The sequence below is a fragment of the Pseudoxanthomonas sp. GW2 genome, from assembly GCF_000283075.1.
Taxonomy (GTDB): Bacteria; Pseudomonadota; Gammaproteobacteria; order Xanthomonadales; family Xanthomonadaceae; genus Pseudoxanthomonas.
This window is the reverse complement of the sequence record NZ_ALIP01000098.1, coordinates 1-18,475: the sequence shown is the minus strand read 5'-3', so window position 1 is coordinate 18,475 and position 18,475 is coordinate 1. Positions and strand designations below refer to the sequence as shown.

The 18,475-nt window shown below is 72.2% G+C and carries 14 protein-coding genes; 8 read left to right on the top strand and 6 right to left on the bottom strand.

Going from position 1 to position 18,475, the window contains the following annotated elements:
* Nucleotides 1–52 precede the first annotated feature (52 nt).
* Nucleotides 53–1,033, top strand: a complete 981-nt coding sequence (gene rluD, locus B351_RS0107370) for a 23S rRNA pseudouridine(1911/1915/1917) synthase RluD (RefSeq protein ID WP_019398408.1) — start codon at nucleotides 53–55, stop codon at nucleotides 1,031–1,033.
* Nucleotides 1,030–1,833 carry a peptidoglycan editing factor PgeF gene (pgeF, locus tag B351_RS0107365; protein ID WP_019398407.1) on the top strand — a complete coding sequence of 268 codons (804 nt, stop codon included), beginning with the start codon at nucleotides 1,030–1,032 and terminating at the stop codon, nucleotides 1,831–1,833. Before rluD ends, pgeF begins: the two co-directional genes overlap by 4 nt.
* 97 nt (nucleotides 1,834–1,930) lie before the next feature.
* Here the strand turns inward: pgeF and B351_RS0107360 are convergent, their stop codons facing one another.
* The 5 genes from B351_RS0107360 to B351_RS0107340 all read right to left on the bottom strand — a co-directional run bounded on the left by B351_RS0107360 (nucleotide 1,931) and on the right by B351_RS0107340 (nucleotide 9,241).
* On the bottom strand, nucleotides 1,931–2,695 hold the full coding sequence (locus B351_RS0107360) for a YdiY family protein (protein ID WP_019398406.1): 765 nt from the start codon (nucleotides 2,693–2,695) through the stop codon (nucleotides 1,931–1,933).
* Between the two features lie 89 nt (nucleotides 2,696–2,784).
* Nucleotides 2,785–4,152, bottom strand: coding sequence for an alpha,alpha-trehalose-phosphate synthase (UDP-forming) (gene otsA, locus B351_RS0107355; protein WP_019398405.1), 1,368 nt, complete (start codon nucleotides 4,150–4,152; stop codon nucleotides 2,785–2,787).
* Nucleotides 4,149–5,942, bottom strand: coding sequence for a glycoside hydrolase family 15 protein (locus B351_RS0107350; protein ID WP_019398404.1), 1,794 nt, complete (start codon nucleotides 5,940–5,942; stop codon nucleotides 4,149–4,151). The genes otsA and B351_RS0107350 overlap by 4 nt, the downstream gene beginning before the upstream one ends.
* 30 nt (nucleotides 5,943–5,972) lie before the next feature.
* Nucleotides 5,973–6,746, bottom strand: coding sequence for a trehalose-phosphatase (otsB, locus tag B351_RS0107345; RefSeq protein WP_026010477.1), 774 nt, complete (start codon nucleotides 6,744–6,746; stop codon nucleotides 5,973–5,975).
* A gap of 68 nt (nucleotides 6,747–6,814) precedes the next feature.
* Complete coding sequence (locus tag B351_RS0107340; RefSeq protein WP_019398402.1) at nucleotides 6,815–9,241, bottom strand: TonB-dependent siderophore receptor; 2,427 nt, start codon at nucleotides 9,239–9,241, stop codon at nucleotides 6,815–6,817.
* A 167-nt stretch (nucleotides 9,242–9,408) separates the two neighbouring features.
* Here B351_RS0107340 and B351_RS0107335 point away from each other — a divergent pair, with 167 nt between their 5' ends.
* From B351_RS0107335 to B351_RS0107315, 5 genes are all read left to right on the top strand, one after another.
* Complete coding sequence (locus B351_RS0107335; RefSeq protein WP_037034312.1) at nucleotides 9,409–9,867, top strand: DUF3574 domain-containing protein; 459 nt, start codon at nucleotides 9,409–9,411, stop codon at nucleotides 9,865–9,867.
* A gap of 62 nt (nucleotides 9,868–9,929) precedes the next feature.
* On the top strand, nucleotides 9,930–12,173 hold the full coding sequence (locus B351_RS0107330) for a TonB-dependent receptor (protein WP_019398400.1): 2,244 nt from the start codon (nucleotides 9,930–9,932) through the stop codon (nucleotides 12,171–12,173).
* Nucleotides 12,174–12,278: 105 nt separating this feature from the next.
* On the top strand, nucleotides 12,279–13,892 hold the full coding sequence (locus tag B351_RS0107325; RefSeq protein WP_019398399.1) for a hypothetical protein: 1,614 nt from the start codon (nucleotides 12,279–12,281) through the stop codon (nucleotides 13,890–13,892).
* Between the two features lie 72 nt (nucleotides 13,893–13,964).
* Nucleotides 13,965–14,792 carry a DUF3014 domain-containing protein gene (locus B351_RS0107320; RefSeq protein ID WP_019398398.1) on the top strand — a complete coding sequence of 276 codons (828 nt, stop codon included), beginning with the start codon at nucleotides 13,965–13,967 and terminating at the stop codon, nucleotides 14,790–14,792.
* 59 nt (nucleotides 14,793–14,851) lie between these two features.
* The gene (locus tag B351_RS0107315; protein WP_019398397.1) at nucleotides 14,852–15,439 is read left to right on the top strand and encodes a DUF4166 domain-containing protein; all 588 of its coding nucleotides are present in this window, start codon (nucleotides 14,852–14,854) and stop codon (nucleotides 15,437–15,439) included.
* A 10-nt stretch (nucleotides 15,440–15,449) separates the two neighbouring features.
* Here the strand turns inward: B351_RS0107315 and B351_RS0107310 are convergent, their stop codons facing one another.
* Nucleotides 15,450–15,731 (bottom strand): GIY-YIG nuclease family protein, encoded by a 282-nt coding sequence (locus tag B351_RS0107310; protein ID WP_019398396.1) that lies wholly within the window; start codon nucleotides 15,729–15,731, stop codon nucleotides 15,450–15,452.
* A 119-nt stretch (nucleotides 15,732–15,850) separates the two neighbouring features.
* Here B351_RS0107310 and clpB point away from each other — a divergent pair, with 119 nt between their 5' ends.
* Nucleotides 15,851–18,436, top strand: coding sequence for an ATP-dependent chaperone ClpB (gene clpB, locus B351_RS0107305; RefSeq protein ID WP_026010474.1), 2,586 nt, complete (start codon nucleotides 15,851–15,853; stop codon nucleotides 18,434–18,436).
* The last annotated feature ends 39 nt before the right edge of the window (nucleotides 18,437–18,475 follow it).

Here is an 18,475-nt window from a genome sequence, read left to right as displayed (position 1 = left end):
GGCCTGTCCGGCGACTGACTTCGCCTGCCCGGACCCCGAACCGAAGCCCCCGATGTCCCACACTTCCGACGCCCCCCGCCAGGCCATCGTCCCCGACGAGGCCGCCGGCCGCCGTTTCGACGCCGTGCTGGCCGAACTGTTCCCCGAATACTCCCGCTCCCGCCTGGCCGCCTGGATCAAGTCCGGCGATGCCCTGCTGGACGGCCAGGCCGCGCGCCCGCGCGACCCGGTCAAGGGCGGCGAGACCGTGACCCTGGCCGCGGTGGCCGAGGTCCAGACCGAGGCGGTGGCCGAGGACATCCCGCTGGACATCCTGTACGAGGACGAGCACCTGTTCGTGCTCGACAAGCCCGCCGGACGGGTGGTCCATCCCGGCGCCGGCAACCCGGCCGGCACCCTGGTCAACGCCCTGCTGCACCGCGATCCGGGCCTGGCCGCGCTGCCGCGGGCCGGCATCGTCCACCGCCTGGACAAGGACACCAGCGGGGTGATGGTGGTGGCCCGCACCCTGCCGGCGCACACCGGACTGGTGGCGAAGCTGGCCGCGCGCGAGGTGCACCGGCAGTACCTGGCGGTGGTGGTCGGCGCCCTGGTGTCGGGCGGCACCGCCGACGCGCCGATCGACCGCCATCCGCGCGACCGCCTGCGCATGGCCGTGCGCGAGGACGGACGCGAGGCGGTCACCCACTACCGGCTGCGCGAGCGCTTCCGCGCCCATACCGCGCTGGAATGCCGCCTGGAAACCGGCCGCACCCACCAGATCCGCGTGCACATGCAGCACCTGCGCCACCCGATCGTCGGCGATCCGCTGTACGGCGGCCCGCTGAAGCTGCCGCGCGGCGCCAGCGACGAACTGGTCGGGCGCCTGCGCGGGTTCGGCCGCCAGGCCCTGCATGCCGAGGTGCTGGAGTTCGAACACCCGGTCAGCGGCGAACCGGTGCGGGTGGCGGCGCCGCTGCCGGCGGACATGCTCGACCTGCTGCGGGTGCTGCGCGAGGACCCCCGCCGCTGGGAGGAGAACCAGCGGCGATGACGGCGGGCGGCGGCGGCCACGGCGGCGCGCGCGATCCGGCCATCCTGGAAGCGGACTGGCCGGCGCCGCCGGGCGTGCATGCCTTCACCACCCTGCGCCATGGCGCGGGCGGCTCGGCCGCGCCGTTCGCCAGCTTCGACCTGGGCGCGCGCAACGGCGACGACCCGGCCGTGGTCGCGGCCAACCGCGCCGAACTGCGCCGCCGCCGTGGCCTGCCCTCGGCGCCGCACTGGCTGCGCCAGGTGCACGGCACCGCCGTGCTGCGCTTCGACCGGCCGCTGCAGGCGCCGCTTCCCACCGAGGCCGAGCCGGAGGCCGACGCGGCCACCACGGCGGTCCCCGGCGTGGTGCTGGCGGTGCTGACCGCCGACTGCCTGCCGGTGGTGCTGGCCGCCGCCGACGGCAGCGAGGTCGCGGTGGCCCATGCCGGCTGGCGCGGGCTGGCCGCCGGGGTGCTGGAGGTGACCGTCGCCGCCATGCATGCCGCCCCGGGACGGCTGCTGGCCTGGCTCGGCCCGGCGGCCGGGCCGCAGGCCTACGAGATCGGGGCCGAGGTGTTCGACGCCTTCGTCGGCGCCGATCCGCAGGCCGCGGAGGCGTTCGTCCCCACCCGGCCCGGCCACTGGAAGGTCGACCTCTACGCCCTGGCCCGGCGCCGCCTGGGCGCCGCCGGGCTGGCACCGGGCGCGATCCACGGCGGCGGGCTGTGTACGATCAGCGACCCGGAACGGTTCTATTCGCACCGGCGCGAGCAGCGCACCGGGCGCATGGCCACGCTCGCCTACATCGCCCCGCGCTGAGTCGCGGCCGGGCGCCTCCGCAACCACCTGCGCTTCCTCGCGGCCCGCGTCCGCGCCGCCGCCCCGCGCGCCGGCCGGGGCGGCAGTGCGGGCCAGCTCAGCGGAAGTTGTAGACCAGGTTGACCGTGGTCAGGGTGTCGGTGCGGCGGGTGGCCGGGTCCTCGACCTCGGTGTTGTGCCGCGCCTGCAAGCCGGCCTTGAGCGCGAAGCGCTCGTTCATCGCCACCGACACGCCGAAGTCGTTCTGGGCGAAGGTGTTGTCCTTGCCGGACTCGACCAGCAGGGTGTTGAACAGTTCGGTGTTGGCGGTGAGCTGGTGGCGCAGGTCGAGCAGGCCGCGGCCGATCAGGCTGCTTTGCACCTCGCCGTCCAGCGCGGTGCGGGCGCGGCGGTAGCCGGGGCCGATTTCGCCGGTGAGTTTGGTGCGCTCGCTGTCGATGAAGCGGCTGCCGAAGCCGATGGCCAGGGTGCCCTGGTAGTCGTAGGAGGAGAAGTCGTCGCGCTCGTAGCGGCCGTTGGCCGAGACATGGTGGCGCGGGCTGAAGCGGTAGGCACTGGAGCCGGAGACGTCGTAGCGGTTGGCGCTGGTCTCGTAGTGGCGTTCCTCGACGCCGTCGCCGTCCACGTCGCTCTCGACCTCGGCGCGCGAGCGCAGCGCCGACAGGGCGAAGCCGTTCTTCCAGCGCTCCTCCTCGCGCGAGAAGCGCAGGCGCGTGTTGAGGCTCTCGGAGCGGGAATTGCCGCGGGCCATGGCCAGGCCGAGCTCGCCGGTGCCGGTCCAGCCTTCCGGTTGGGCCGGTTGCTGGGCGGAAGCCGCCAGCGGCAGCAGGGAAACGAACAGCAGGGCGGGGACGCGACGCATGGGGGAGGACCTCCTGGGGAGCGGAAAGACGCGCGCCGGCATGCCGGCGCGAAGGTCCAATGATGCCGATCGCGGCTGACGCCAGCCTGTCAGGTCGACTCCAGCACCGCCAGGTACTCCTTGCGCCAGGCGTGGATGTCGTGCTTGAGCAGGTGCTCCATCATCGCGTGCCAGCGTTCCTTGCGCCGCGCCAGCGGCATGGTCGCGGCGGTGGCGATGGCGTCGGCGACGCCGTCCAGGTCGTGCGGGTTGACCAGCAGCGCCTCCTTCAGCTCCTGCGCCGCGCCCGCCAGCAGCGACAGCACCAGCACGCCGGGGTTCTCCGGGTCCTGCGAGGCCACGTATTCCTTGGCCACCAGGTTCATGCCGTCGCGCAGCGGCGTCACCAGGCCGACCCGCGCGGTGCGGTAGAACCCGGTCAGGGTGGCGTGCGGGAAGTTGCGGTTGACGTAGCGCAGCGGGGTCCAGTTCGGCGCGGCGTGGGCGCCGTTGATGTGCCCGGCGATCTGCTCCAGCTGGCTGCGCAGGGTGCGGTACTCGCTGACGTCGGCGCGCGACAGCGGCGCGATCTGCAGGTAGGTCAGGGTGCCCTTCTGGTCCGGGTGCCGCTGCAGGTAGCGCTCGAAGCCGTGGAAGCGCTCGGGCAGGCCCTTGGAGTAGTCCAGCCGGTCCACGCCGATCGCCAGCAGGCGGTCCTCCAGGCTGGTGCGCAGGCTGCGTACCGCCGGCTTGGCCGACGCGGCCGCGGCCTGGCGCGCGATCTGCGGGGTGTCGATGCTGATCGGGAACGCCCCGGTGCGGAAGCGGCGCCCGCCGGGCGCCTCCAGCAGGCCGGGGCCGATGATCTTGCCGCCGCCGTACAGGCGCACGTAGGACTGGAAGCGGTCGTTGTCGCGCTGGGTCTGGAAGCCGAGCAGGTCGTAGGAATACAGCGGCGAGAACAGGCGCTGGTGGTCCGGCACCGCCATCAGCAGGTCGGCCGAGGGCACCGGCACGTGCAGGTAGAAGCCGATGCGCGCGCCCACCCCGCGCTCGCGCAGCAGCGCCGCCAGCGGGATCAGGTGGTAGTCGTGCACCCACACCGTGTCGTCGTCGCGCAGCAGCGGCGCCAGGCGGTCGGCGAACATGGCGTTGACCCGGCGGTAGCCCTCGCGGGTGGCGCGGTCGTAGTCCACCAGGTCCAGGCGGAAGTGCAGCAACGGCCACAGCGTGCGGTTGGCGAAGCCGTTGTAGTAGGCGTCCAGGTCGGGGCGGTTGAGGTCCATGGTCACGTAGCGGATGCCGTCGGCCTCCTGCTCGTGGACCTCGCCGCTGTTGCCGCGCACGGTCTTGCCGCTCCAGCCGAACCACACGCCGCCGCGCTCGGACAGCGCCGCCTGCAGGGCCACGGCCAGGCCGCCGGCGCGGTTCTCGCCGGGGACGGCGACGCGGTTGGAAACAACGACCAGACGGCTCATGAGGCCTCCTGCCAGGAACGCGAAAGCCGCATCGCGGCGATGATCAGGCCCACGTGCGAGTAGGTCTGCGGGAAGTTGCCCCAGCCCTCGCCGCTGTCGAAGGCCATGTCCTCCGAGAGCAGGCCCAGGTGGTTGCGGCGCGCCAGCACGCGCTCGAACAGCTCGCGCGCCTCGTCCATGCGCCCGGTCGCGGCCAGCGCGTCGATGTACCAGAAGGTGCAGATGGTGAAGCTGGTTTCCGGCGCGCCGAAGTCGTCCGGCGCCACGTAGCGGAACACGCCGTCGCCGTGGCGCAGCTCGCGGCCGATGGCCTCGACCGTGGCCACGTAGCGCGGGTCGTCGGCCTCGACGAAGCCGATGTCGGCCAGCAGCAGCAGCGAGGCGTCCAGGTAGTCGCTCTGGAACGAGGCGCTGAAGTGGTTGGCCTCCGCGCGCCAGGCGCGCTCCAGGGTGGTCTTGCGGATGGTGTTGGCGCGCAGCCGCCAGTAGTCCACCCGTTCCTGCAGGCCCAGCTGCGCCGCGATCTTGGCCAGGCGGTCGCAGGCGGCCCAGCACATGGCGGCGGTGTAGGTGTGCACCTCGGCGCGGCCGCGGAACTCCCACAGTCCGGCGTCGGGCACGTCGTACAGGGCGAACGCGCGCTCGCCCAGCGGCTCCAGGCGGGCGAAGGTGTGCGCGTCGCCGGGGTCGGCCAGGCGCTGGTCGAAGAACAGCTGGGTCGAGGCCAGGACCACGCTGCCGTACACGTCGTGCTGCTTCTGGATCCAGGCCAGGTTGCCGCGCCGCACCGGGCCCATGCCGCGGTAGCCGGCCAGCGAGGGCACCTCGACCTCGTCCAGGCGGTCCTCGAAGCCGATCCCGTACAGCGGCTGCAGGCTGCCGTCGTGGCTGGCGATGTTGAAGATGTAGCGCAGGAATTCCTCCATGCTGCGGGTCGCGCCCAGGCGGTTGAGCGCGCGCACGACGAAGGCCGCGTCGCGCAGCCAGCAGTAGCGGTAGTCCCAGTTGCGGGTGGTGCCGGGCGCCTCCGGGATGGAGGTGGTCATGGCCGCGATGATCGCGCCGCTGTCCTCGTACTGGCACAGCTTGAGGGTGATCGCGCGGCGGATCACCGCATCCTGCCACTCCAGCGGGATCGACAGGTAGCGCACCCACTCGCGCCAGTACTCGCGGGTGCGGGTGATCGCCTCCTCGACGTAGCCGGTGAGCGAGCGCCCCATCGGCTCGTCCGGGCCCAGCACCAGGTGCATGCGGTGGGTCAGCACGAACGGCAGCGAGTCGCGCACGAAGCGCACCGGCACGTCGGTGGTCAGGCGCAGGGTGAAGTGCGGCAGCAGCCAGCGGATGTGGTTGCTGCCCCAGGTCGACTCGGGCACGCGCGCGCCCCAGTCGGCCAGCGGCCGCACCCGCACCCGGATGCGCGGGTTGCCGGACAGCGGGGTGATCCGACGGATGATCGACACCGGCCGGTAGAAGCGCCCGTTCTGGCGCCAGCGCGGGGCGAAGTCGACGATCTCCAGCGAGCCGCCGTTGCGGTCGTGCAGCACGGTGCGCAGGATCGCGGTATTGGGCTCGTAGCGCTGCTCGGAGCGCTCGAAGTCCTCCAGCTCGATGGAGAAGTCGCCGCCTTCCTGCCCGCGTGGCGACAGCAGCGCGCAGAAGGCCGGGTCGCCGTCGAACGAGGGCAGGCAGCTCCACACCACCCGTCCGCGCTTGTCCACCAGCGCGCCGAAGCTGCTGTTGCCGATCACGCCAAGCTCGAGGTTGGCGTCGTGTACGTTGATGTCCATTACCTGTCCCGTGATTCGGCGGTACCGGGGCTACCGCGGGCCGACCTCCCCTTTTGCCGCATTGGCGATGAGCCAGGCGTGCACGTCGGCGGTGCGGGCCAGGGCGTGGGTCGCCGCGCTCGGTTCCCGCTGGCCGACCAGCACGCTCCAGCCGCCGGCGCGGTTGGCCGCGGCGAAGCCGTATTCGTCGGTGAGGTCGTCGCCGACGAACACCGGCACCCGCCCGCGGAACGCGGGCTGGGCCATCATCCGTTCCAGCGCCCGGCCCTTGTCGCTGCCGCAGGGCACGAACTCGACCACGTGGTCGCCCGGCTGCAGGCGGTAGCCGGGCAGGCGGGCGAGGTGCTCGCGCGCGAACGCGGCGACCTCCGGGCCGAAATGCGGCGCGGCGCGCCAGTGCAGGGCCAGGCTCACGCCCTTGTCCTCCACCAGCACGCCCGGGCGCGAGGCGGCCATCGCCAGCGCCTGGCGGTGCAGTTCGTGCAGCAGGGCGGAGGTGTCCTCGGGAATGTCCGGATCGGCGCCGGCGGCATGCCGGAACTGGTGCCCGTGCAGGCCGGCGGCCGGCAGCCGCAGCGGCGCGAACAGCGCGTCCAGCTGCGCCAGCGGACGCCCGCTGACCAGCGCGACCGCGCCGTGCAGGCGCCGGCTCAGGCGGCCGATGGCCTCGCGTACCTCGGGCAGCACGTGCACCGCGGCGGGGTCCGCGGTGAACTCCACCAGGGTGCCGTCGACGTCGAGGAAGAGCGCGCAGTCGTCGCCTAGCGCGGGTGGTGATGGACGGGATGGCGTCTCGTCGACCATGCACCCATTGTGCACGAACTGCCCGTGAGGGGCAGGTCGGCAGCGCCGCGGCCGCGCGCCGCGACGCCTCAGAACGCGTAGCGCACGCGGCCGTACAGGTAGCGGCCGTTGCTGCCGAGCGGCGAGAGCACGTCGTAGGGCAGGTTGCCGAAGTAGTGGATGTCCTCGTTGGAGCGGTCCGGGTAGGCGTCGGTGAGGTTGCTGCCGCCGAGGGCCAGGCTCCAGCCCGGGGCGGGCGCGTACTCGACCTCGGCGTCCAGCTGCCATTCGGCGCCGTAGCGCTGCTCCGGCTGGAAGCCGCCGCCGAAGTCGAACACCCGCCTGGCGCTGCCGTGGCGCTGCACGCGCGCCAGCAGGTTCCAGCGGTGGCCGGCCCAGCTGGCGCTGAGGAGCGCGCGGGTGCGCGGTGCCGCGTCGGTGAGGGTGTTGCGTTCCTCCACCCCGAACAGCACGTAGGACGGATCCAGCGCCGACAGCTGCGGCGGGGTGGCGACGATGTGCTCCAGTTCGGTCTTCGCGTAGCTCCAGGCGCCGGTCAGCAGCAGGCGGCCACCGGCCAGGTGGTCGCGCCAGTTGGCCACCAGCTCGGCGCCGCGGGTGCGGGTGTCGGCGGCGTTGACGAAGAACTGCGCGCTCTCCAGGGCGGGGACGTCGAAGTTGGCGGCGACGAAGGCGGCCAGCGCGTCGCCGGTGATGGCCTCGGACAGGGCGATGCGATCGTCGATCTCGATCTGGAACAGGTCCAGCGACAGGTCGAGGCGTTCGCCGATGCGCGCGGCCAGGCCCAGGCCGAGGTTGCGCGACTGCTCCGGGTCGAGGTCGCGCGCGCCAAGGGCGCGGGCGATCGGGTTGGCCACCGCCAGCAGCCGGCCCTGCACCAGCTGCCCGGCGGCGTTGTAGCCGGTGCTGGTGGACTCGAAGCCGACCTGCGCCAGCGACGGCGCGCGGAAGTTGCTGGACAGCGTGCCGCGCAGTGCCAGCCGCGGGGTGAACGCGTGGCGCGCGGCGAGCTTGCCGGTGAACTGGCCGCCGAAGTCCTGGTAGTGCTCGTAGCGCGCGCTGAGGTCGGTGCTGAACGCCTCGCCGAAGGACGAGGACACGGTGGCGTAGGCGCTGGCCACCTCGCGGCGGAGGTTGGCCTGGTCCTGCGGGGTGAGGCCGCCACCGGCCTGGGCGCCGGCCGGGCGGTCGCGGTATGGGCCGGCGGCGTAGCTGGCCGGGTCGCCGGCGCCGGTCTGGTAACGCTCGGCGCGGAACTCGGCACCCAGGGCCAGCACGTGGTCCGCACCGGCGCCGGCGAAGCCGCGGCTGAAGTCCAGGTTGGCCAGGGTCTGGGCGAAGCGGTAGTCGGCCACGCGGAAGCGGGTGGGGCTGTCCGGACCCAGCGAGGCGTTGAGCGATTCGCGCAGCCGGTAGGTGAACTCGTTGGCACCATGGTCGAGGCTGGCGTCGTAGTCCCAGGCGCCGAGGCGGCCGCGCACGCCGGCCACCAGGCCGACGTCGAGGTTCTCGCCGACCGAAACCGGGCGGTAGCCGTGTGGATACACCTGCGGCCAGTTGGCCTCGCCTTCCGGGTAACGGTAGTAGTTGGCGCCCTCGGTATCGCGCTGGTGCCAGGTGCCGAAGCCGTACAGCGCGGCGTCGCCGGGCAGCGGCAGTTCGGCGTTGAACCAGCCGTCCAGCTGCCTGGAGTCGCCGTCGCCGAGGTGGTAGTTGCGGCGGCCTTGCACGGCGAGGTTGGCCGGGGTCTGGTCCCAGGGCGGAACCTGGTCGAAGCCGGCGCGGTTGGTGGCATTGCGCTGCTGGTAGCCGGCGCCCAGGCGCAGGAAGCCGCCGTCGCCCAGGGCGATGCCGGCCTGGCCATGGGCATGGCCAGTCTGGCCGTCGCTCAGGCGGCGCCCGATCGGCTCCAGCCGGGTGTGGTGCAAGCCATAGCCGGCCTCCAGGGCGCCGCCTTCGGCGCCGCCGGCGAGGATGATGTTGACCACTCCGGCCACCGCGTCCGATCCGTACTGGGCGCCGGCGCCATCGCGCAGCACCTCGATCCGCGCCACCGCGCCGACCGGGATGGCGTTGAAATCGACCGGCGTGGTGCCGCGGCCGATCTTGGAGTCGGTGGACACCACGGCGCTGGTGTGGCGGCGGCGCCCGTTGACCAGGACCAGCACCTGGTCCGGCGAGAGCCCGCGCAGCTGCGCCGCGCGCACGTGGTCGGCGCCGCCGGAGTTGGACTGGCGCGGGAAGTTGAACGAGGGCAGCAATGCCTGCAGCGCGCTGCCCAGTTCGCCGGACGGGCCCGTGGCGCGGCGCAGGTCCTCGGCGGTGAGCACGTCCACCGGCGAGGTGGACTCCAGCACGGTGCGGTCGCTGGCGCGGGTGCCGGTGACGATGACCTGGTCCAGGGTGGTGGCGGCGACGGGCGCCTGCGCGGCGGCGGTCGCGGGCAGGGCGAGGGTCAGGACGAGGGCGAGGCGGGTGCGGGAATGGGCGGACATGCGGCGGCCTGCTCGGGGATCCTTATATCCATCCGGATGGAGCGATAGGATAGGCGCGTCCTTCGCGGCCACGAGGCGTGGGATCGGCATCAGCACATGACGGCGGGTTATTTCCGTCGCAGGATGGGCTGCCGACACGCTTCGCGCCCTGGTTTCCTGGAGCTGCCATGCATCGTGTCCCCTGCCTTGCGCTGTTGCTTGCCGTGATGCTCCCGGCCTGCGCCGGTGCGCCGGCGGTGGGGCCGCGGCTGCAGGGCGATGCTACGCGCCCGGCCGAGGCCGCCGGCTGGGTGCGCAGCGAGCTGTATTTCGGCGTGGGCCGCGAAGATGGCCCCTCCACGCGGCCGCAGACCGACGCCATCGACGAGGCGCGCTGGCGCCGCTTCCTGGACGAGGAAGTCACCCCGCGCTTTCCCGACGGCCTGACCGTGCTCGATGCCTACGGCCAGTGGCTGTTCCGCGGCGACGCCGAGCCGCAGCGGCTGCGCAGCAAGGTGCTGGTGGTCCTGCACGAGGACACGCCGCAGCGCCGCGCCGACATCGAGGCCATCCGCCTGGCCTGGAAGCGGGCCACCGGCCACCAGTCGGTGCTGTGGTCGCGGCAGCCGGCCGAGGTTTCCTTCTGACCGGCGCGTGCCGGTCCCGCGATGCACGACCGTCCCGTCTCCACCCCACGAGGAGCCACCCGATGAACCCGTCGCACGTCATCCCGGCCCGGCGCTGCCGCCTGGCCACCGCCGTCGCCCTGCTGCTGGCCGTGCCGGTGCTGCACGCCCAGGAGGCCTCCACGCTCGATGCGGTGCAGGTCACCGCGCAACGCAAGGTCGAGAACATCCAGGACGTGCCGGTGTCGATCACCAGCGTGGATGCGGAGAAGCTCGAGCTGTATGGCTCCGGCGGCGCCGACATCCGCTTCCTCTCCGCGCGGGTGCCCAGTCTCAACATCGAGTCGTCCTACGGCCGCGCCTTCCCGCGCTTCTACATCCGCGGCCTGGGCAACACCGACTTCGACCTCAATGCCTCGCAGCCGGTGTCGCTGGTGTACGACGAGGTGGTGCAGGAGAGCCCGCTGCTGAAGGGCTTCCCGCTGTTCGACCTGGAGCGTGTGGAAGTGCTGCGAGGCCCGCAGGGCACGCTGTTCGGGCGCAATACCCCGGCCGGCGTGGTCAAGTTCGAATCGGTGCGGCCGTCGCGGGAGTTCGGCGGCTACGCGAAGCTGGGCCTGGGCAGCGACGAGATGGTCAACTTCGAGGGCGCGGTCGGCGGCGCGCTGGGCCAGCGCTGGTCGGCGCGCCTGTCGGCGCTGTACCAGCGCCGCGACGACTGGGTCGACAACACCCTCGACGGCGCGCCCAACGAGGGTTTCGAGGGCTACGACGAATCCGCGGTGCGGGTGCAGTTCCTGTACGAGGGCGACGCCTTCGAGGCGCTGCTGAACCTGCACCGGCGCGACCTCAACGGCACCGCGCGCCTGTTCCGCGCCAACATCATCCAGCCGGGCACGAACGACCTGGTCCCCGGCTTCGACCGCGAAAAGGTCTCGCTGGACGGCGTGAACTTCTCCGACCTGGAGACCTGGGGCGCCAATGCGCGCCTGCGCTGGGACTTCGATGGCCTGGTGCTGCACTCGATCAGCGGCTACGAGACCGCCGAGTCGCTCAACCGCGGCGACATCGACGGCGGCTACGGCGCGGTGTTCCTGCCTGATTCCGGCCCCGGCGTGATCCCGTTCGCCTCCGAGTCGGCCGACGGCCTGCCCGACCACGAGCAGCTGACCCAGGAGTTCCGCCTCGAATCGGACAACGACGGCCCGTTCAACTGGCAGGCCGGCCTGTTCTGGTTCCGCGAGGACATCACCATCCATGGCTTCAACTACGACTCGCTGGCCCCCGGCAACCCGCAGGCCGGCTTCGCCGTGCAGCAGCAGGAGAACACCGCCTGGGCCGTGTTCGCCTCCGGCGAGTACGACGCCACTGACCGGCTGAAGCTGCGCGGCGGCCTGCGCTATACCCGGGACAAGAAGGACTTCGCCGCCCAGGTGGTCGAAGGCGCGCCGTTCGGCGCGCCGGTGGGCGGCCCGTACCGGGTGCACACCGACGCCAACGATGTCAGCTGGGACGCCAGCGTGGTGTACGCGGTGGACGAGGACGTGAACCTGTACGCGCGCGTGGCCAAGGGCTTCCGCGCGCCCTCCATCCAGGGCCGGCTGCTGTTCGCCGATCCGGGCGCGCCCAACGGCGGCGTGACCACCGCCGATTCGGAGGAGGTGATCTCCTGGGAGGCCGGCATCAAGGCCGACCTGTGGGACCGCCGCGCGCGCCTGGGCTTCAACCTGTTCCGCTACACGGTCGACGACCAGCAGATCATCGCCGTCGGCGGCGGCAGCAACATCGCCACCCTGCTCAACGCCGACCGCACCGTGGGCCAGGGCTTCGAGCTGGACCTGGAGGCGTACCTGGCCGACCAGCTGCTGGTCACCCTCGGTTCCAGCTACAACGACACCGAAATCCGGGACGACACCCTGGCGGTGGCGCCGTGCGCCGCCTGCACCGTGACCGACCCGCTGGACGCATCCGGCCGCGCCCTGATCGACGGCAACCCGTTGCCGCAGGCGCCGGAGTGGGTGCACAACCTCAGCGCGCGCTATGGCGTGCCGCTGGCCGGTGGCGAGCTGTACTTCCTCACCGACTGGGCCTACCGCAGCGAGGTCAACTTCTTCCTGTACGAGTCGCGCGAGTTCCGCGGCAAGTCCTCGCTGGAAGGCGGCCTGCGCATCGGCTACCTGTGGAACCAGGGCGACCGGGAAGTGGCACTGTTCGGCCGCAACATCACCGACCAGGAGCGCATCGTCGGCGCGATCGACTTCAACAACCTCACCGGCTTCCTCAACGAGCCGCGTACCTGGGGCGTGGAGTTCCGCACCCGGTTCTGACCGCGGACGGGGCCGGCGCCGCCGCCGGCCCCGTCGCGCCTTCCCAGCCTCACGGGCCGGCCGGCGCCGCCCCGCTTCCACGCGACCCGAGCGAAGACCATCCCGATGTCCAATGCCCCCGCCCAGCCCCGCCCCCTGCCCTGGATCGTCGCCGGCGACCTCAACGGCTTCTTCGGCCTGGTGGTCGACAACCTGTCCATCCTCGGCTTCATCGCCGCGGCCCTGGTCGGGATCTTCCAGTTCCCGGCGGAGGTCGTGTTCGGGCGCATGTTTCCCGGCACCGCGCTGGGCGTGCTGGTGGGCAACCTGGTCTACACGGTGATGGCGCGGCGCCTGGCACTGCGCAGCGGGCGCGACGACGTCACTGCCATGCCACTTGGCCTGGATGCGCCGACCAGCATCGGCATGGCCCTGCTGGTGCTGGGTCCTGCCTATGCCGGCTTCACGGGGCAGGGCATGGCCACCGATGCGGCGGCAATGGCGACCTGGCAGCTGGGCATGGCCTCGCTGGTGGTGATGGGCGTGCTCAAGCTGGTGCTGTCCTTCGCCGGCGACTGGGTCACGCGGGTGCTGCCGCGCGCGGCACTGCTGGGTTCCATCGGCGGCGCCGCGCTGGCGCTGCTGGGTTTCCTGCCGCTGATCGAAACCCTGCGCAATCCGGTGGTCGGCATCGCCACCCTCGGCCTGCTGCTGTACGTGCTGGTCGGCAAGGGGCGGCTGCCATGGCGGGTGCCGGGCGTGTTCGCCGCGTTCGTCGCCGGCACCGCGCTGTACTACGGGCTGGGCCTGGCCGGCCTGGGCCTGCCGGGTTTCGAACTGCCGCCGCTGCAGCCGCTGGCCTTCGTGCTGCCGCTGCCCAATGCCGGCTTCATCGCCGGACTGCCGTATACCGTGCCCTACCTGCCGCTGCTGCTGCCGTTCGGTCTGCTGATGGTGGTCGGCGGCATCAACGTGGCCGAAAGCGCGCGCGCGGCCGGCGACGACTACCGCACCCGCGACGTGTTGCTGGCCGAGGCGGTGTCCACCCTGGTCGCCGGTTTCTGCGGCGGCGTGGCCCAGACCACGCCCTACATCGGCCAGCCGGCGTACAAGCACATGGGCGCGCGCCACGGCTACACCCTGCTGACCGGCCTGTTCATCGGCCTGGGCGGCGTGTTCGGCTACGTGTCGATGCTGGTGCAGTGGCTGCCGGTGGCGGTGCTGGCGCCGATCATCGTCTACGTCGGCCTGGACATCACCCTGCAGGCCTTCCACGAAAGCCCGCGCCGGCACGCGCCGGCGGTGGCGCTGGCGTTCCTCCCGGCGATCGCCTACCTGCTGGTGATCAAGCTGGGCAATCCGGCCTGGATCCCGACGGCGACCTTCGCCGCGCTGTACGAGGGCGGCGACGGCCACGGCCTGGCCGACCTGGCCGCAATCGTGACCCTGGGCAACGGCTTCATCATCACCGCGATGCTGTGGGGCACGGCGCTGGTGGCGCTGGTGGAGCAGCAGCCGCGCCGTGCCGCAGCGGTGCTGCTGCTGGCCGCGCTGCTGACCCTGGTCGGGGTGGTCCACTCGGTGGATCCGCGCGGCGGGATCTATCTGCCGTGGTCGCTGCAGGGCGTGCGCGCCACCATCGCCTGGCAGTTCGCCGCGGCCTACGCGGTGCTGGCGCTGCTGCTGGGCCTGCTGTCGTTGCAGGCGCCGCGCCCGGCGCAGGCGCCCGGCGCGCACTGAATCCGACCGGCGGCGGGAACCCCGCGCGCCGGCGCCGGTCACACCTGCATGTCCGCAACAGAAGGAGACGACATGCAGCAAGCACGCACGCGGCCGGCCCGTTGGCCCTGGCTGCTGGTGGCCATCGCGGTGGCCGCGGCCGCCTGGTGGCTGTTGCGGCCCGCGCCGCCGGCGCAACCGCAGGCACCGGCGGCGGCCTCCGCACCGGCGACCGGCGACGAACTGCCGCCGCCGCCCATGGCCGGCGAGGACGGGCCGCCTGGCATCCAGCATCCGGTGGAGCCGCCCGCCGAGGCCGCCGACGCGGCCATCCCCGCCCTGGCCGACAGCGATGCGGTGGTGCTGCAGGAACTGGAGGCACTGGCCGGCGACGCCCCGCTCCTGTCGATCCTGGTGCGCGAGCACGTGGTGCAGCGCCTGGTGGTGATGGTCGACAACCTCACCCAGCCGCATGTGCCGGCCACGGCGCTGGCCTTGCGCCAGGTGCCCGGCGGCTACGCGGTGGTGGAAGGCGAGGGCGGCACGGTGGCCGATGGCGAGGCCAATGCCGCGCGCTATGCGCCTTACGTGGCCGCCTTCGCCGCGGCCGACGCGCAGCGCGTGGCCGCGCTGTACCGCCGCTTCTATCCGCTGTTCCAGCAGGCCTATGCCGAGATCGCCGGCCCGGACGCGTACTTCAACGACCGCCTGGTGCAGGTGATCGACCACCTGCTGCAGGCGCCGGTGCCGCCGGCCGGCGCGGAGCTGGTGCGCGACGAACGCGGGCGCTGGCGCTACGCCGACCCGGCGCTGGAATCGGCCTCGGTCGGGCACAAGGCGCTGATGCGGCTTTCCGCCGCGCAGCAGGCCGAGGTCAAGGCCCAGCTGCGCGCGCTGCGCCGGGCACTGGCGCGGCCCTGAGGGCCACGGGCGGGCGGCGCGGGAGTATCCTGCCCGCCCGCCCGTGCCGTTTCGCCCCGATGTCCGGCGCCGCCCCACGCCCGTTCTCCCTGTCCACGGCCGCCGAGCCCACCGTGTTCCAGCAGCTGCTGGGCGCGCCGTTCTTCAACCTCCCGCCGAGCCTGCGCCGCCTGCATTCGATCCGCGGCCAGGATGCGTTCGCCGGCGAAGTGGACATCGAGCGCGGCCGCGGCCTGCTGGCGCGCCTGTGCGGCCGCCTGGCGGGCCTGCCTCCGGCGATGCAGGCGGCGCCGCTGCGGGTGGAGTTCAGCGCCGATCCGCGGTCCGAGACCTGGCGCCGCCAGTTCGGCAGCCACCGCCTGGCCACCCGCCTGCGCTGCCGCAAGGGCCTGCTGGCCGAGCGCCTGGGCCCGCTGCAGTTCCGTTTCGCGGTGCACGCGGCCGAGGGCACGATCTACTGGAACGTGGCCCGCGTGCGCCTGCTGGGGGTGCTGCCGCTGCCGGCGCGGCTGTTCCAGCGCGTGCGCTGCCGCGAATGGGAGCAGGACGGGCGCTACCACTTCCACGTGGAGGCCGCCCTGCCGCTGGCCGGGCCGGTGATCGCCTACCACGGCTGGCTGGAACCGGCTGCGGACGAAGCCGGCTGAGGCGGCGCGCTCAGGCGGGCAGGTCGGCCGGGCCGGTCTGCAGCAGGAAGGCCAGCTTGCGTTCACGCGGCAGGCGCTTGATCTGCCACTCGGCGCGCGAGGCACTGGCGCGGTCCGGGAACGGGCGGCTGCCAAGCAGGCGCAGCGGCGGGTTGGCCCGGGTATAGCGCGCGCCCTTGCCGGCCAGATGGGCCTGGTAGCGCGCCTCCACGTCCGGGCTGATGCCGGCGTACCAGGCGCCGTTGCGGCATTCGATCAGGTACAGGAGCCAGGGGCGGGCCGGGGCGGGCATGGCCGGATTATCCCGAACGGAGGCCGGCCCTGCGTATCGCCGGGGCTTGAAACCGGCCAGGCCAGCCGCATCTGGTGGACATCGCCGGCCTCGCCGGCCCCCTCTTCGAGGAATATCCGATGCGGATGGACAAGCTCACCTCGCGTTTCCAGCAGGCGCTGGCGGACGCGCAGTCGCTGGCCGTGGGCCGCGACCACAACCTGCTCGAGCCGGTGCACGTGATGGTTGCCCTGCTGGACCAGGCCGGCGGCAGCACCCGGCCGCTGCTGGCCCAGGCCGGGGTCAACGTGCCGCTGCTGCGCGAGCGTCTGGGCGAGGCCCTGGAGAAGCTGCCGAAGGTCGCCGGCCAGGCCGGCAGCCTGTCGGTCGGCAACGACCTGGGCCGGCTGCTCAACCTGACCGACAAGCTGGCCCAGCAGAAGGGCGACCAGTTCATCGCCAGCGAGTGGTTCGTGCTGGCCGCGCTGGAGGACACCGGCGCCGTCGGCCAGGCGCTCAAGGCCGCCGGCGCTGACAAGGCGCGCCTGCAGGCGGCGATCGACAAGGTGCGTGGCGGCGAGACCGTGCAGTCGGAGAACGCCGAGGACCAGCGCCAGGCGCTGGAGAAGTACACCATCGACCTCACCGCGCGCGCCGAGTCCGGCAAGCTGGACCCGGTGATCGGCCGCGACGAGGAAATCCGCCGCACCATCCAGGTCCTGCAGCGCCGCACCAAGAACAACCCGGTGCTGATCGGCGAGCCGGGCGTGGGCAAGACCGCGATCGTGGAAGGCCTGGCCCAGCGCATCGTCAAGGGCGAGGTGCCCGAGCAGCTCAAGGGCAAGCGCGTGCTGAGCCTGGACATGGGCGCGCTGATCGCCGGTGCCAAGTTCCGTGGCGAATTCGAGGAGCGGCTGAAGGCCGTGCTCAACGACCTGGCCAAGAACGAGGGCCAGATCATCCTGTTCATCGACGAGCTGCACACCATGGTCGGCGCCGGCAAGGCCGAGGGCGCCATGGACGCCGGCAACATGCTCAAGCCGGCGCTGGCCCGCGGCGAGCTGCACTGCATCGGCGCCACCACCCTGGACGAGTACCGCCAGTACGTGGAGAAGGACGCCGCGCTGGAGCGCCGCTTCCAGAAGGTGTTCGTGGGCGAGCCGAGCGTGGAGGACACCATCGCCATCCTGCGCGGCCTCAAGGAGCGCTACGCGGTCCACCACGGGGTGGAGATCACCGACCCGGCGATCGTGGCGGCGGCGACCCTGTCCAACCGCTACATCGCCGACCGCCAGCTGCCGGACAAGGCCATCGACCTGATGGACGAGGCCGCCAGCCGCATCCGCATGGAGATCGACTCCAAGCCCGAGGAGCTGGACCGCCTCGAGCGCCGCCTGATCCAGCTGAAGATCCAGCGCGAGATGCTGAAGAAGGAGACCGACGAGGCCTCGAAGCAGCGCCTGGCCGACCTGGAGAGCGACATCGGAAAGCTCGAGCGCGAGTTCGCCGATCTCGACGAGGTGTGGAAGTCGGAGAAGGCTGCCCTGCAGGGCGCCACGAAGATCAAGGAGCAGATCGAGCAGGCCCGGCTGGAGCTGGAGGCCGCCCAGCGCCGCCAGGACTACGCGAAGATGAGCGAGATCCAGTACGGCGTGCTGCCGGCGCTGGAGAAGCAGCTGGCCGCGGCCGACGAGGCCGAGAAGAAGGAGTTCCGCCTGGTCCAGGACAAGGTGACCGCCGAGGAGATCGCCGAGGTGGTCAGCCGCTGGACCGGCATCCCGGTCAGCAAGATGCTGGAGGGCGAGCGCGACAAGCTGCTGCGCATGGAGGAGGAGCTGCACAAGCGCGTGGTCGGCCAGGACGAGGCGATCCGCGCGGTGTCCGACGCGGTGCGTCGCTCGCGTGCCGGCCTGTCCGATCCGAACCGCCCGATCGGCTCGTTCCTGTTCCTGGGCCCGACCGGCGTGGGCAAGACCGAGCTGTGCAAGGGCCTGGCCGAGTTCCTGTTCGACAGCCCCGAGGCCATGGTCCGCATCGACATGAGCGAGTTCATGGAGAAGCACTCGGTGGCCCGCCTGATCGGCGCGCCCCCGGGTTACGTCGGCTACGAGGAGGGCGGCTACCTGACCGAGGCCGTGCGCCGCCGGCCGTACTCGCTGATCCTGCTGGACGAGGTGGAGAAGGCGCATCCGGACGTGTTCAACATCCTGCTGCAGGTGCTGGACGACGGCCGCCTGACCGACGGCCAGGGCCGCACGGTGGACTTCCGCAACACGGTCATCGTGATGACCTCCAACCTCGGCTCGCACCAGATCCAGGAACTGTCCGGCGACGGTTCGCCGGAGGCCTACGTGCAGATGAAGGCGGCGGTGATGGGCGTGGTGCAGGCGCACTTCCGCCCGGAGTTCATCAACCGGCTGGACGAGATCGTGGTGTTCCACCCGCTGGACAAGGCGCAGATCAAGTCCATCGCCCGGATCCAGCTGCACGGCCTGGAGAAGCGCCTGCACGAGCGCGGCCTGAAGCTGGAGCTGTCGGACGCGGCCCTGGAAGTGCTGGGCAACGTCGGCTTCGACCCGGTTTACGGCGCCCGTCCGCTCAAGCGCGCGATCCAGGCCCAGGTGGAGAACCCGCTGGCGCAGAAGATCCTGTCCGGCGAGTTCGGCAACGGCGACACCGTCAAGGTGGATGCCGACGGGGGCCACCTGGCCTTCGCGCGGGCGTGAACTGGTGATGGGTGATCGGGGCGGGCGGCGCCTGGGGGC

Bases quoted from the DNA above. Each gene is read 5' to 3' on its own strand.
- rluD (WP_019398408.1), top strand. From the start codon at position 53: ATGTCCCACACTTCCGACGCCCCCCGCCAGGCCATCGTCCCCGACGAG.
- pgeF (WP_019398407.1), top strand. From the start codon at position 1,030: ATGACGGCGGGCGGCGGCGGCCACGGCGGCGCGCGCGATCCGGCCATC.
- B351_RS0107360 (WP_019398406.1), bottom strand. From the start codon at position 2,695: ATGCGTCGCGTCCCCGCCCTGCTGTTCGTTTCCCTGCTGCCGCTGGCG.
- otsA (WP_019398405.1), bottom strand. From the start codon at position 4,152: ATGAGCCGTCTGGTCGTTGTTTCCAACCGCGTCGCCGTCCCCGGCGAG.
- B351_RS0107350 (WP_019398404.1), bottom strand. From the start codon at position 5,942: ATGGACATCAACGTACACGACGCCAACCTCGAGCTTGGCGTGATCGGC.
- otsB (WP_026010477.1), bottom strand. From the start codon at position 6,746: ATGGTCGACGAGACGCCATCCCGTCCATCACCACCCGCGCTAGGCGAC.
- B351_RS0107340 (WP_019398402.1), bottom strand. From the start codon at position 9,241: ATGTCCGCCCATTCCCGCACCCGCCTCGCCCTCGTCCTGACCCTCGCC.
- B351_RS0107335 (WP_037034312.1), top strand. From the start codon at position 9,409: ATGCATCGTGTCCCCTGCCTTGCGCTGTTGCTTGCCGTGATGCTCCCG.
- B351_RS0107330 (WP_019398400.1), top strand. From the start codon at position 9,930: ATGAACCCGTCGCACGTCATCCCGGCCCGGCGCTGCCGCCTGGCCACC.
- B351_RS0107325 (WP_019398399.1), top strand. From the start codon at position 12,279: ATGTCCAATGCCCCCGCCCAGCCCCGCCCCCTGCCCTGGATCGTCGCC.
- B351_RS0107320 (WP_019398398.1), top strand. From the start codon at position 13,965: ATGCAGCAAGCACGCACGCGGCCGGCCCGTTGGCCCTGGCTGCTGGTG.
- B351_RS0107315 (WP_019398397.1), top strand. From the start codon at position 14,852: ATGTCCGGCGCCGCCCCACGCCCGTTCTCCCTGTCCACGGCCGCCGAG.
- B351_RS0107310 (WP_019398396.1), bottom strand. From the start codon at position 15,731: ATGCCCGCCCCGGCCCGCCCCTGGCTCCTGTACCTGATCGAATGCCGC.
- clpB (WP_026010474.1), top strand. From the start codon at position 15,851: ATGCGGATGGACAAGCTCACCTCGCGTTTCCAGCAGGCGCTGGCGGAC.